Source organism: Paenibacillus sp. BAC0078 (genome assembly GCF_054483875.1).
This window is the reverse complement of sequence record NZ_JBTLRW010000008.1, coordinates 198,716-212,136: the sequence shown is the minus strand read 5'-3', so window position 1 is coordinate 212,136 and position 13,421 is coordinate 198,716. Positions and strand designations below refer to the sequence as shown.

Genomic DNA, 13,421 nt, shown 5'->3' with positions numbered 1-13,421 from the left:
GTGTTTGGACAATATATGCATATACCTCGCCCGATTTTCAAATCCAGACTTCGTTTGCGGTCTCAATAATCAGGCGCAGCTTGTCCCACTGCTCTTCCTCGGTCAGAATATTGCCTTCCTCGGTGGAGGCAAAGCCGCACTGGGCACTGAGGCATAGCTGGTTAATATTCACATACTGGGCCGCTTCCTCGATCCGGGTTATGATCTGCTCCTTGCTCTCCAGCCCGCCATGCTTCGTGGTCACAAGCCCCAGCACCACCTGCTGGTCCCGGATGTAGCGCAGCGGAGCGAAGTCTCCAGAACGTTCATTGTCATATTCGAGAAAAAAAGCATCGACTTCAGCATGGCCGAACAGCACTTCCGCTACAGGCTCATACCCCCCGGCGGCAAACCAGGTAGACCGGAAATTGCCCCTGCAGACATGCAGGGCGATGGTCATATCCGCTGGCCGTCCGGCAATGCTCTCGTTGATGAGCCGCACATAGTCCTGGGCCAATTGATCAGGATCAATGCCCCGGCTGCGCAAATGCGCCCGGTGTCTGCCGCTGCAGAGAGTTCCCCAGGTTGTATCATCGAGCTGGAGATAACGGCAGCCTGCATCGTAGAACGCCTGAATAGCGGTCTGGTAGACACTTATAATATCGCGGTACAAAGTCTCCCGATCCGGGTAAATTTCATTTCCGTTGAAATCCTGCACAAAATGAAACAACGCAGGAGAAGGGATTGTCATTTTGGCAAGCGTATCCCCGGCCATCTTCTGCAGCTCGACAAACTGGCCGACCATCGGATGCTGCCCGAAAGCAATTTTGCCGGCAATCCGAAAGCTCTCAGCCCGTTGAGCGGCATCCTTCGCACCTTTTCCTTGATCCAGACTGATCTTCTGCGTGCCTGTGATCCCGAGGAAGAAATCAAGATGCCACCAGGAACGGCGGAATTCACCGTCTGTTACGGCCTTCAGCCCCACAGCCTTCTCTTGCTCCAGCAGCTTGGCAATTTCAATATTTTCGATGTCATGAAGCTGCTCTGCCGTAATTTCACCTTGGAGGTGCTGCGCGCGTGCGGCTTTTAGCTCATCCGTGCGGAGGAAGCTGCCAACAATGTCATAGCGAAAGGGCGGAGCATTTCTGGTGGAGCCGATAACTGAACTGGTCATAGTCCCTCCTGCTGTTAGAGTAAGAAAGATTTAAGATCGAAATAATTCTGCGAAACAAGGTCATTAAGAATATCAATATACGCAGACATAATCTCGCCCGGTCTGCGGTCCTTGTGAGCGATCCAGCCGACGGTGAACACCTCTCTACTGTCAAAGGGAATCGTCACCAGCCCGTTGCCGTTCAGCTCGGAGTCCATAATCCCCGTACCCACCGTATACGAATCGCTGCCAAGCAGCAGATTGGTCAGTGTGGCCCGGTCGGTCACGCTAATATTTTTCTCAATCTGCGTGAAGCTAAGCATTTCCTCCGAAAAGTGCAGTGAGTTGTTATCCCCCTGCTCAAAGGTAACATACGGGAACGGAAGAATGTCGTCTGCTGTAATCAGTTCCTTACCGGCAAGAATATGCCCGGCCCGCACATACACATGCGGCTGGGTATTGAACAGCGGAGAGAACTTCAGGTTCCCGTCGCTAAACAGCTTGTTCATCACTTTATAATTGCTCTCATTGATATACAGAATCCCCAGATCACTGCGGAGTGTGCGCACATCTTCAATTATTTCGTAGGTTTGCGTCTCTCTCAGGCTGAAGTTGTATTCGGGCACATTGCTTCCCTTCATCAGCTTCACAAAAGCATCCACGACAAAAGCATAATGCTGGGTAGACACCGCGAAGTAAATCGGGCTGCGTTTCTTGCCGGTATAGCGGTTCTCCATGAACTCGGTCTGCTCAATAATTTGCCGGGCATAGCCCAGAAACTCCACACCCTCTGCCGAGATGCTGATGCCCCGGTTATTCCGTTCAAAGATCGTAATTCCAAGCTCGCTCTCAAGCTCCTTGATTGCATTAGAGAGACTCGGCTGAGATACAAAAAGCCTTTTGGCCGCTTCGTTCATAGAGCCGCTATTGGCAATCTCAATTGCGTAGCGGAGCTGCTGCAAAGTCAAACCGAGTTCCTCCTCTTAATTAAGCTTGTACCTTATTGAGTACGCTTCTTTCCCGCATCAATTTTGGATGGATCGAGGCCCTCCCAGATATTCTTGATATCCGCTTGTTCGGGATGCTCGAACACCAGGAATGCAGTCGGCAAATACCGCTCACCGTATTGTGAGGAGGGCTTATTGACAATTTCATTATCCTTCACCAGAACAGTGGATGAACCGCCGTCAAGGTTGGCGGCGATTACGGCCCCATGCTTAAGCATAATTTGCTGCACATCGTACAGATTGGCGCCAATGCTGTAGCCAGGCTGTCTGCCGTCGATCACAACGAACAGCAGCGCACCGTCCGCACGCTGGCCCATAGCGGTTCTCGGGGCGATTCCCCAGCCATCCGCCGCATTCCTAACCAAGCCTTTGCCGTTCACAATAATGCGCGGCTGAAACGACACGGCTTCCTGAACGCCCAGCTTGCTTAGCTCATCCAGCGTGTAGTTGCCGGCGATCATTTTCCCCTGCTTGTCCAGACCTACAATCTGTGTGGATTTCTTTCCGCCCAGGCCGTTGTAAAAGAGCTTCCCCTGGGAAATTACAAGACCAATCGGCTTAAATCCGTTGCCTTTCCAGTTAGGATCGGCAAATCCTCCGCCGTTCACCCCGGCAATGGCCCCTGTCCGGGCCACCATGCTGGTTACCTTCTCGCCTGAGCCAACCTTATCCGGAACGCCTAATCTGACTTTGGTCGGGTCGTTCACGGTCATGACAAATCCGGTATAACCGGTGCCGGTAACCTTCTCGATTTCAACCAGCGGTTTCGCCGCTTCCTCAGCTGTCCGTTCAATCTTATGGGTATCCTTCTCGTCGCCCATATGATCAAACCGCTGATTGTATTCGGCCACACGGTTCTTCAGTTCATCTTCGCCAATAATATATTTCGCCAAATAGCGGTGTTGTGTAGTAATCAGCGTATCTGCGATCAAATAACGCGTGTTCTTCGCAGATGGAGCGAAATAGAGCCAGCCTGCGCCAACCAGGAGCAGAAATACGAAGAACAGGAACACTCTGGTTAGTCTGCGGAAAAAGCTTTTTTTCTTGCGCTTGCGGACAGGTTTCTTCTTACGGACAGTAGAACGTTCTGGTAATGATGAAGAGTTCACTTCTAAATATCCTCCCTGATGATGCCTGTTAATAGAATCGGGTGTTAACCCACATACCCCATCATAGACGATATTGAGAGATTAAAGGTTTCAGTTTGGTAAATTGTCGAATTTAGAATAATGAAGCCGGAATCAGTTTGCGGCCGCCCTTGATAAGGGTCGATTCCAGCATTTCACCCTTTTCTCCTCCAAAATAGAGCTGCCAGTAGACGCCGAAGCGTACGCTGACATCGTTCTTCACCAGCTCCGGCGGTGTTACGATCAGCCATTGGAACTTAAGAGCTTTGGAGATTTCGAATACCGGATCAAGCACGTTGTTGGAGACCATTTCACCAAATGGATTATCGTATAAAAAGACCGTCCAGCCCTTGTTCTCGCGGTTGACCCGTTTATGCGTCATGATCATCATCGCCACCAGCAGTTGAACCGATTGGCGCTGCCCGCCGCTGCCGACCGCTTCATCCAGCGCCCCGCGGTTGATAACTTCCCAATCGGAGTAGTGATATTCCTCGGGTTCCGCATAGAGGAAATAGTTCTCCGTCACAGGCTTGTAGACCTGAAGCACAGGGAAGCGGTTCTGCAGCGCGGCGTAGACAATTTTGCCGTCACTGATCAGATCTTTGACCGCTGCAGCCGGAGCCTGTTCAATCTTCGGGAACTTCTCCAGCAGGCTGGAAATACAGCGGTTGAAATATTCGCTGACCAATGGCTCGATATCGTCGGTGGTCTTCGGCACGCTGATGTTCTTGTAATTCAGCCGCACAAGCGGAAATGCATAGCCGTTCTCATTGTGAATGATCATCCGGCGCTCCATGCGTCTCAGGATGTCTACAATCTGCACAACCCGTTTGGCGGCGCGGCCAACCCACAGCTTGCGGGACAGCTCCATCCCTTCCTTGTCGCTGCGGATGCTCTCAATCTGGTCGCGCGAGCTTTGAAGCATAGAATCCAGCACCTGAAGCGCAATGGAGAAGTCCTCCCAGTGTACGGTGTTCAGCCGGTCCTGGATTTTCGTTTCCAGTTCGGCATTCCAGCCGCTCTTGGCCAGCTTGCCGCTTAAGGCATTCTTCTCTTCCTTGACTTTGCGCGCAATTTCACCCCGTTCGCTGCGGCTCTCCTTGCTGCGGAGCAGCCAATCGGCGACGAGCGGCTCGCATTCCTCTTTTACCTGCTGCAGCACCTCATCCGGCACATCCCGGAGCTGTACCCGGCCTTCTACATGGGTATCCATAATTTTACTCTGATTGGCAAGAGTCTGCAGCCATTGGTCCATTGCAGATATGGCTTGCTTGCAAGCATTCAGCAGATGCTCATTGTCCCGGGAACGCGCTTCAATCTCCTGCGCTTTCTGATCCAGGGGTTCATGCCACAGCTCGACTGTCCGCTCATGCTTCTCCTTAATCGACTTCTCAGCTTTGAGCAGTTGCTTCTGCAGCTGCTCCAGCTCGGTCTGGCAGCGGATAAAAGAATCGCGGATATGCTGGTAATCTTCATCCAGAATGGCAGTATCGCTCTTCTGCCGCGCTTTGGCCGACATGATGAAGTCCGGGGTATCCTCCGGTTCCGGCACAGTCCGCCAATTGGAATCCACCTGCTGCACCGCTGCTTCAAGCTCTTCCATCTGCTCACCGGCTGATTTGATCTGCGCGGCGCGGGTACGGATCTCAAGCTCATTGCGGCTCAGGGATTGCTGCAGGCTCTCCACAGTGCTTAAGGTTTGCAGCAGCAGATCCTGAACGTCGGCTGCAAGAGCAGCTCCTGCCGGTTCCGTTCCGCTATCACTTGCAGACTGTAGTTCGCTAGGGAATACAAGCTCAGGAAACCAGGTCTGGAGCCTTGGGAAAAGCGAGTATTTCGTGTCGCCGACCCACTTTTCCCGCTCCCGGGCGGTACTTTCCAGCTCCGCTTTGATCTGGGCAAGCTGCTGATCCTTGCTGGCGCTCTCTTTGCTGAGATAGCTTTTGCGGTCCTGGGCTGTTTGCTTGTCTTTATAATCCTGCTCCTGCTTCCTGGTCCGTTCATTCCATTCGCGCAGGGCGAGTACTCTGGCTTCATGCTCCGCCTTATCAGCTTCACAATCAGCCATTTCTCTTGCGATGGCGGCAATAGACTCTTCATTGCGGCTGATCTCCGCGTTCAGTCCGCCCAGGCTCTCGCGCAGCTCATGCTGAAGAGCCTCCATTGCTGTAAGCTTGGCCTTCAGGCTAACCGTATGCTCGCCCTGAAATAAACGCTCATACTCCTGCCGCGCTGATTTCAGCTTCGCCAGATAGCCTTCCGTATCCTGCAGCTCGGCTTCCTGCTCCTTCAGTCTCGCTGCGATTCCTTGCTTCCACTCCAGAAAACGGTCCGGCTGCAGAACCATTAACGGACCTTGGCTATCGGGAAGCAGGAACGGCTGGACAGCCATCTGGCCCATCTGTTCACGGACAAAAAGCGGGACAGCTGACTTCAGCAGCAGCTCCTTAAGAAGATCCGGCTGCAGCTTGGCAGCTTCACGTTCGGTCAGAATAAGCCCGTATGGCAACAGCGGATGCCGTTCCAGCTCTTCTTCACGGATCAGGTAGGGCTGATCGTTCAGGAAGGCGCTGCCCAGCATGGAGCTGATCTTCAGCGAATCCAGCGTGTCTTTTACCGTCAGGATGTCGCTGTTCGGCAGCCAGTACGCCTCATGCTGCAGCTCAACATCCAGCAATTGGTTATAGTAGTCTCTCCGGAGCCGTTTTGTCTGCACCTCCGCTTCATCCAGCCGGCGTATGAAGCGCTCCTGAACCGCAGATCTTGCTTCAAATAATGCCGTTGCACCAAGACGGTTATGCTCCTCATACATTTCCAGCAGCACCACAAGCTGCGACCAGAGCTGCGATTCCTTGCTCATTTGTGATTCAAGCTTCGCTCTTAGCTCGCCTGTCTGCTGCTCCTGTCCCAGCAGCTTCTCGCTAAGCTGGGTATGCTTCTTATGCAGGCTCAGCCTGTCTTCTTCAGCAGTCCTCCGCTGCTCTTGAAGGCTGCTGATATTCTCGGTGAAGCCTCTGGCAGCAAGGATTGCCCGCTGCAGCGATGCAGCCGGTGAATGGGCGGCTTCCTGCCCGTGACGGGAGGCGAAGGCCCCCAGCTCTTCGGTATATTGACGGATTGCGCTGGTCAGCTCGTTGATCCGGCTGTCAAGTCCGCCCAGCTCCAGCAGAAAGCTCTCCCGTTCCTTGCGCAGTCCCGCTTCTTCTGCGGTCAACGATTGCTGGCGCCGGCTGAACATAGACAGTTGACCCTGCCACAGCTTGAACACCTGCTCCCACTGCTTGCGCAGCTCCTCCTTCGCAGCTTGGATTACCTCTTGCCGCTCCTTCATTTCAAGCGACCCTTCGATGGCTTCGATCTCTTTCTGCCACTGCTCAATCTGCCGGATTTGTGCCTTGCGTCTAGCCAGATAGTGAGCGACTTCAAGACTCTTTTCCTTCGCCTTAGACTCCTCCAGCCGCTGGCGGGCCCGGGCCTGATTATCGCTTACCCGCTTGAAGTCCTCCTGCTTCCGGTCCATTTCCTCTTTGCTGCGCAAGTATTTCAGATTATCTTCCTCAAAACGCAGCTCCCGGGCTTCCTGATGCAGCCGGACCAGCTCGTCCGCCTTCCTGCGGCGCTCATCTTCGGCTATCTTCAGCTCGTCTTGAATCACTGTATAGATTTGCCGCCCCTGAAGCTCCGTTTCCTGAAAGCTCCGGTCGGCCTCCGTCCCCTGCTTGACAAGCTCATATAATGGCGCAGCAAGCGTAGTGAACTCGGCAAAAGCTTTTTCACGCTGCTCCAGCATCGGCAGTCTCTGGGCAACAATTGCCGCGTCCATGAACATCTTCTGAAGCGAGCCTTCCTGTTCGGGCAGGCCTTCGTTCAGGCTGGAGCCGATTTCGGGGATAATGAGCTTTTCGAACAGATTCTGGTTCGTGAAAGCATCATTTTTCTGAAAGTAGCCCTTAATCCCGCCCTCTTCGCCGTTAATCCGCCGCATGTTCCGCCACTCGCCGATATGAATATCCCGCTCCGCCAGGAAATTGTAATATTTTTTCAGATCCGAGCTGTGGCTTCCGAAGGAAACTATCTCTCCCCGCCGGTCGCGCACAAACTGCTGAATGCTCTCAAAACTCACCGGACCTCCGGCAGCGGCATCATACAGCGGAAGTGTCGAGAGCGTAAGCTCGGCATGCTCCTCATACTCCAGCAGCGCATAGAGCAGGTAGTCCACCTTGATCTCTAGTTGGTCCACCGAGCTGTGAGCCGTCATCGCGATGCCCGTGGTCATGTACTCCGTACGCTCATTGTTGTCGAGCCGCCATTCAATCGCTACGTGGAAGGTGTAGGGCTTTAGCTGTTTTTTGTGATTATGGAAAAAAGCCTCGACCTGGTTCTCGTTATCCTTGCCCCAAGCCGCCTTGGGAATGAGCAACTGGAAAATGGATTGCAGCAGCACCCCTTTGCCGCCACCGTTCATCAGGGTAATCAGGGTGTTGGCGGGCCCCTCCTCATTGCTAAGGTCAAGGACCATATCGTCATACTTTTTGAGCATCTTCTCATATTTCAGTCCGGCAATCCGGATTCGTTCAATACGCGGCATTGGCTTCTCCCTCCTTCTCTGTCAAGGTGCGCCCGATGAGTGCCTTCAGCTCCTTATAACGGTCAACATCATGGTACAGGTAACGCATTCTTTCATATAATTCTTCCCGCGGAAAGATCCGCTTCTCATTCTCTGAAATGAATACCAGGTGTTCATCCTCCAGCAGCTTCATGCCCTCATGAATCAGTCCGATCCGGGAGCCGGCCCCTCTGGACAAGGAATCGCCTTCCTCTTGGCTCTTAGTCTGCATGTAGAGGCTGGTCCACACCTTGTGCATCGCCTGAATATCCAGGCGCCACTGCTTGCTGAATCCGCCCTCGCCATCCATGTCAACCCACGCCTGGAACAATGAGGATACCTGGTCGGAGATTTGAATATAGGACATGCTGTCCTGTCCCGGCTTGAAATGGTGCTCATCCTGATCCATCTCGGCCAGAAACACCAGAATGATGATGTTGATGATATGTAAATGGGTTTTGCGCTCGATACGTGTATATTTGTTCCGTAATTGCGTAAAGTTCGTGGCAAACCCCGAACCAAGCGGATTGACCAGCAGATGCAGGCGGTGTCCGGAATTCATAATCCGGCAGCCCCCTTCCTTGGCCATATATTGAAGAGCATCGTAAGCTCCCGGGTCTTGCAGGCATTCAGCAGCCGCAGGATCATCAAGCGATATAACCTTCCGGCGAAGCAAATCAAAAAACAGCCGCGAGGCCATCTGCAATTGTTCCAGTGAATAGCTCATGCTGTATCATCTCACCTCTCTACTATAGTAATGGTATAAGGACTCATTTCCAGACCGGGCCAGACGACGCTTTCGCCGCTCTGTATAGTTGTTCGCAGCAGCTTGCCCCGCAGCACCTCAAGCTCCGGCCGTTCAGCCAGCAGCCGCTGGATTAATTTCTGGCATTCGTCCGCCGCTCCGCTCTGACTATCCTCTCCCTGTTCCAATACCGTAATCTCCGTGTGGAAAAACTGCACCCACAAATCAACAGCATCCGGCGTGAGTGACCACATCCGCTGTTCCTCTTCTGTAAATGCTTCCGCTGAAAATGTAAATTCCCCGTTCGCAGCCAGTCCTGTGAACACTGGGAGCCAAAGCTCGGTAACCCGCAGCCAGGGAATCGACTTCGGGATATAGGAAACGCTCTCTTCTTCTCCGGCTTCATCCGGCTCGTCCATAACATCTTCAGGCAGAAAGCCGACATCCTGTTCTTCCCACGCCCAGGCGAGCGGATAGATAAAGTCCTGGCTGGGCGTGAACAGTCCGCTTACCAGCAGCTCAAGGCTGTCCGCCTCCGGCAGACCTTCGGTCTTGACCCATTCCTCCCAGACATTGGTGCGGAAATTGAAGCCTGCGGCCCCCCAGAACAGCTCCGGGAAATTCAGCCGCAGATTCGTCTCCGCCTCAAAGATGCTCAGCACCACCTCGGCCAGCTCATCATGCACCCGTCTGGACAATTCAACCCGCTCTGAAAGCTGGCGCAGCTCATTGAAGTCGATAATATCCTTCTCATCATTAGCCAGCCGGGCCAGCGAGCGGTGGATATTATCGAAATGCTTGCGCTCCTCGTCGAACTGCTGATGAATATCCTCCAGCCGCTGATGCCGCAGCACACCGTATTCGCTGAACATATGCTTCGGATTGCGGCGCAGCGCATTGCGGTATTCCTGCTGCTGCTGGGTCATCTTCCGCACCCGCGAGATCAGCTCGCCCACATCCTGCAGCGCGTGTGTAACCCGCCCGTGCTTGATGTGCATCTGAATTTCTAGCAGCTTAATACTGATCTGGAATTCTTCTATGATCTCATGACTCATGAAGATCAGCTCCATCGCATACTCCGATAGCCGGTAGACCGTTCTGCCGCTCTCTTCCCAGCTTGTGCGCGTCGCATCTTCATCTACGGTGAAATATTTGTACTTCTGCACGGCCATCTGCCGGGAGCTATCATCATAATAGTAGGCTTCAAAATCCCCGCCGCTCCCGCTCCACAGCAATCCGTCTACCAGCCGTTCCACGGACTCGGCAGTGCCGAGCCTTACAATATTGAACCGTTCCAGCGAACTCCAGGCCAGTTCCACAATATCCTCTCTGGCTCTCCGCTCGCTAGATTCCAGCTCCAGATAATAGACCTGCAGCAACACGCTGAGCGCAATCATTTCCTTATAGGGCTGCAGCTCGCCGAGATTCATCCCCGCCCCCAAGGTCCATAAGGGGTTGAGCCGCCGATTCCGTTCTCCAAAATCACTCCAATTCATGCTTCACGCCAACCTCGCCATCACTTCATAATTTAGGACTTCCTGGGGAAGCCCCACAAAATAACATAAACCCATATCTGCCCCATGAAGGGTGAAATATGGGTTAGGAAACTCGGTTTAAATTCAGCTTTTGGGGAATATATGTTTCTATTATATCATTTATTTGCTCTTGAAAACTACCTTGTATTCGGAAAAGCGTTGCCTCCAGGCGTCGATTGTTTTAGGCAGCTTTGTAGTCTTGGGGACGTTAGTATAGAAAAGGACCTCATCATCGTTGATCACAGCCGCCCAGTAGTTTCCTTTAGAATCATGCATGATAATAGCTTCCCGCAGAGTAAACAGTCCGCGAATTCCACCGCTTGTTACCTCAGCATTGTATCCATCCAGGTCTTCCTCTGCAGATAAAAGCTGCATGCAGGAGGTGAACAGCCCATAATCATTCGCTACTATTTTACGAAATGCATTATCTTCAGCAGCCGATTTGAAAACTCCCAGATCCTTAAGAGTGGATTTGATAGTTTTGGCTGGGCCCTTGTAATACTCGCCTGTAAAAGTTACTCCCGCTCCGGCATCCGTTACCGGGTAAGGACTAACAACATACAGCTTTTTGCCCGGAGCAAGATACAGCATTACAATCGAACCATCTTCCGGTTTATAAGTAACCATTCGATTTTGTATTAATGCTTCCTTTTGTTCAACTAAGCCGGTATGTGCACCATCATAAGCATCAATTGTAAAAGTTAGCTTGTTCTTCGTTACTTTCTTGATTTCTACGGAAGCGCCGCTGAAAGCAGTCTGCTTCACACTGCTCCACTTCCCGCTCCAATCTGCAGCCGTAGGTGCCTGGATGCCCGCTGCACTTGACGTCAGCGCTTGAACCGGCAGCTGCTTATCGCGGTCCGGGCTGACCCAAGCACCTATAAAACCGGTATCCGGCAGCCACCAGCCTTCAAAGCTTCCTGTAATGCTGCCTTTGGCATCCACTTCACTAAACTCTGCATAGCTGCCATTAACAGATCCCGTGAGATTAATAGTTTTTTTGTACTTATCATAATAATAGCTGCCGCTCAGCTTACCACCCTCTGCGATTTTTATCCACATGTGTATGGGCAAATTACCGTTAACAGTTCCTTTCAAGGAAATAAGACCCTTAGTTGACTGAACTCCCGCGCCCACAGCCTGAACACCTGTAATAGAAGTGGATAGTTCTGCGGACGCTGTGTCCTGACCCCATAGCACATTTTGCAGTAGCAGAAATGCCGTAAGAATCCCCGCGTTCAACTTTACTATTTTATTCAAAGCGTTGCCCCCATCCTCATACATACTTCTCATGAAGCAAATAATGTAAATTGGCTTTTACAGCAGGCCATTCGTCGTCAATGATGCTGTACAGCACGTTATCCAGGACTGTACCGTCAGAGGTAGTTCTATGCTTGCGCAGTACACCCTCACGTACAGCGCCTATCCGCTCAATCGCTCTTTGCGATCTCAGATTACCTCCCACAATAGTGAAATCAATCCGAATGAGTCCAAGCTCTTCAAAGCAATAATGCAGCAAAAGTGACTTCGATTCCGTGTTGGCCGAAGTTCTCCAGAAATCCGGTGATATCCAAGTACCGCCAATCTCCGCATTGCGGTGGGTCCGGTCCAGATTCTTGATCCGCGAGGTACCGATTACTTTTCCCGAAGATCGTTCAATCATGACAAAAGGAATTTCCGAACCATTCTCTTTATTGGCTAGTGCAGTTTCGATTAACTCATTCACTTGTTCGACTGTAGATATTTTGCGCCAGGTAAATTCCCAGATTTGCGGATTTTGGAGCAGCTCCACCAGCTCTGGCCTATGACTTTCTTCCATAGGAACGAGACGGATAAAGCTGCCCTTCAACTCTTGTATAGTTTGCTGCTGCACTAGCTTCTTGCCTCCTTTATAAAATAAAGACTGCTCCATTAACTATATAATGAAACAGTCCATTTGTAACTTAAATCTCTCTATCTGCAAAATGAAATAAACCCACATCTGCCCATGAAGGGGGGAATATGGGTTAGGAAATTTGCTGTCAAAGGAGCATCTACTCTGATAAATGAAAACATTTAGACAATACCGTGTTTAATGTTTCTTGGTCGTATTTTCGTACCTGTAAATTTGCCTCGAGTATTTTATGCGCCCATGCCAAAGCTTTCTTATAATAGTCGTACTCATGCACCCGGATGCTAAAGCGGCTAAAATCCATATGAACCAAATATTCCTCATGGGATGGAAATAAACCCAGCTGACTTAATTGTCGTCTCCGAATGAGCTCTGCACTTTGTTCCTGGAGATCCTGGTACACGTTCGAAACCTGATTTGTATGAACTCTGTAATGAAGGAGTACCTCCGGAAGATTGACTAATCGAGTAACTTCTGCCAGCCGGTTCCAAATCTCATAATCCTCTGCATGGGCAAAGGGGAGATATCTCATCCCATTCCCATCCAGAACAGACCTCCTGATAAACACGGTAGGATGTATAAAGGTGCAGTGAAATAATTGCCAGCACTTAATCTCCTCGTGACTCAAAGGCTTAGTCGTGATTATATTACTGCCCATCACCAATGCCTGCCCCCCGCAAGCTCCAACATCAGGATTGGCCTCCATATATGCCACCTGGCGTTCAAACCGGTTGGGAAGAGCGATATCGTCAGCGTCCATCCTGGCAATATATTTACCGGTACATAAAGAGAGCCCCTCATTCAAAGTCCGAACTAATCCAATATTTTCCTGATGCGAGGTCAGCTTGATTTTCTCGCTCTTGATTTTTTGAATCTTCTTCAAAGTTCCATCAGTCGACCCGTCATCAATAATGACGATTTCGAAATCCTGGTATGTTTGCTGTAAAATACTATGGACGGCCTCCTCGATATAACGCTCAGAGTTATACACGGGCAAGAGTACCGATACTTTCACCATCATTCCCACCGCCCCATACATATTATGAACATGATAACATTTCATATTATGTGATTAAGCCATCTCTTGTACGGTATAACTGTCTTTCTTAATCCTATAATGTGTTATCGTCCAATCGTTTTGACCCCGTTAGCCATGGTGATGTGTGTGTTCATATTGACTAGCCAAAGGTACAAAAATCGAAAACAGAATATAGGCCACAAGTCCGCTTCCGTATGCTGCAAAAAATACCGCCCAGAGTAACCGTACCACTTTGGGGTTTACATCAAAGTATTTGGCAATGCCGCCACAAACGCCAGCAATCCATTTTCCTTGCCTGACCCTATATAATCTTTTTTTCATAAATGCAACCACCTCCCG

Annotated in this window: 10 protein-coding genes; all 10 read right to left on the bottom strand. The window is 51.1% G+C overall.

Annotation, left to right across the window (positions count from 1 at the left end):
- Positions 1 to 37: 37 nt before the first annotated feature.
- The 10 genes from ACX1DY_RS16990 to ACX1DY_RS16945 all read right to left on the bottom strand — a co-directional run bounded on the left by ACX1DY_RS16990 (position 38) and on the right by ACX1DY_RS16945 (position 13,403).
- A complete protein-coding gene (locus ACX1DY_RS16990) occupies positions 38 to 1,153 on the bottom strand; it encodes a 5-methyltetrahydropteroyltriglutamate--homocysteine S-methyltransferase (RefSeq protein ID WP_458965374.1) in 1,116 nt (371 codons plus the stop codon).
- A gap of 14 nt (positions 1,154 to 1,167) precedes the next feature.
- Positions 1,168 to 2,100, bottom strand: coding sequence for a LysR family transcriptional regulator (locus tag ACX1DY_RS16985; RefSeq protein ID WP_458965373.1), 933 nt, complete (start codon positions 2,098 to 2,100; stop codon positions 1,168 to 1,170).
- Between the two features lie 32 nt (positions 2,101 to 2,132).
- Positions 2,133 to 3,248, bottom strand: coding sequence for a phosphodiester glycosidase family protein (locus tag ACX1DY_RS16980; protein ID WP_458965372.1), 1,116 nt, complete (start codon positions 3,246 to 3,248; stop codon positions 2,133 to 2,135).
- Positions 3,249 to 3,360: 112 nt separating this feature from the next.
- Complete coding sequence (locus ACX1DY_RS16975) at positions 3,361 to 7,854, bottom strand: coiled-coil domain-containing protein (protein WP_458965371.1); 4,494 nt, start codon at positions 7,852 to 7,854, stop codon at positions 3,361 to 3,363.
- Positions 7,841 to 8,599, bottom strand: coding sequence for a DUF6063 family protein (locus ACX1DY_RS16970; RefSeq protein WP_458965370.1), 759 nt, complete (start codon positions 8,597 to 8,599; stop codon positions 7,841 to 7,843). Before ACX1DY_RS16970 ends, ACX1DY_RS16975 begins: the two co-directional genes overlap by 14 nt.
- Positions 8,600 to 8,610: 11 nt before the next feature.
- Positions 8,611 to 10,113: a hypothetical protein gene (locus ACX1DY_RS16965; protein ID WP_458965369.1), complete on the bottom strand. Its 1,503-nt coding sequence runs from the start codon at positions 10,111 to 10,113 to the stop codon at positions 8,611 to 8,613.
- Positions 10,114 to 10,272: 159 nt separating this feature from the next.
- Positions 10,273 to 11,412 (bottom strand): hypothetical protein, encoded by a 1,140-nt coding sequence (locus tag ACX1DY_RS16960; protein ID WP_458965368.1) that lies wholly within the window; start codon positions 11,410 to 11,412, stop codon positions 10,273 to 10,275.
- A gap of 16 nt (positions 11,413 to 11,428) precedes the next feature.
- Positions 11,429 to 12,025 carry a GNAT family N-acetyltransferase gene (locus tag ACX1DY_RS16955; RefSeq protein ID WP_458965367.1) on the bottom strand — a complete coding sequence of 199 codons (597 nt, stop codon included), beginning with the start codon at positions 12,023 to 12,025 and terminating at the stop codon, positions 11,429 to 11,431.
- 160 nt (positions 12,026 to 12,185) lie between these two features.
- A complete protein-coding gene (locus ACX1DY_RS16950) occupies positions 12,186 to 13,064 on the bottom strand; it encodes a glycosyltransferase (protein ID WP_458965366.1) in 879 nt (292 codons plus the stop codon).
- Positions 13,065 to 13,190: 126 nt separating this feature from the next.
- On the bottom strand, positions 13,191 to 13,403 hold the full coding sequence (locus ACX1DY_RS16945) for a PspC domain-containing protein (RefSeq protein ID WP_458965365.1): 213 nt from the start codon (positions 13,401 to 13,403) through the stop codon (positions 13,191 to 13,193).
- Between the last annotated feature and the right edge of the window lie 18 nt (positions 13,404 to 13,421).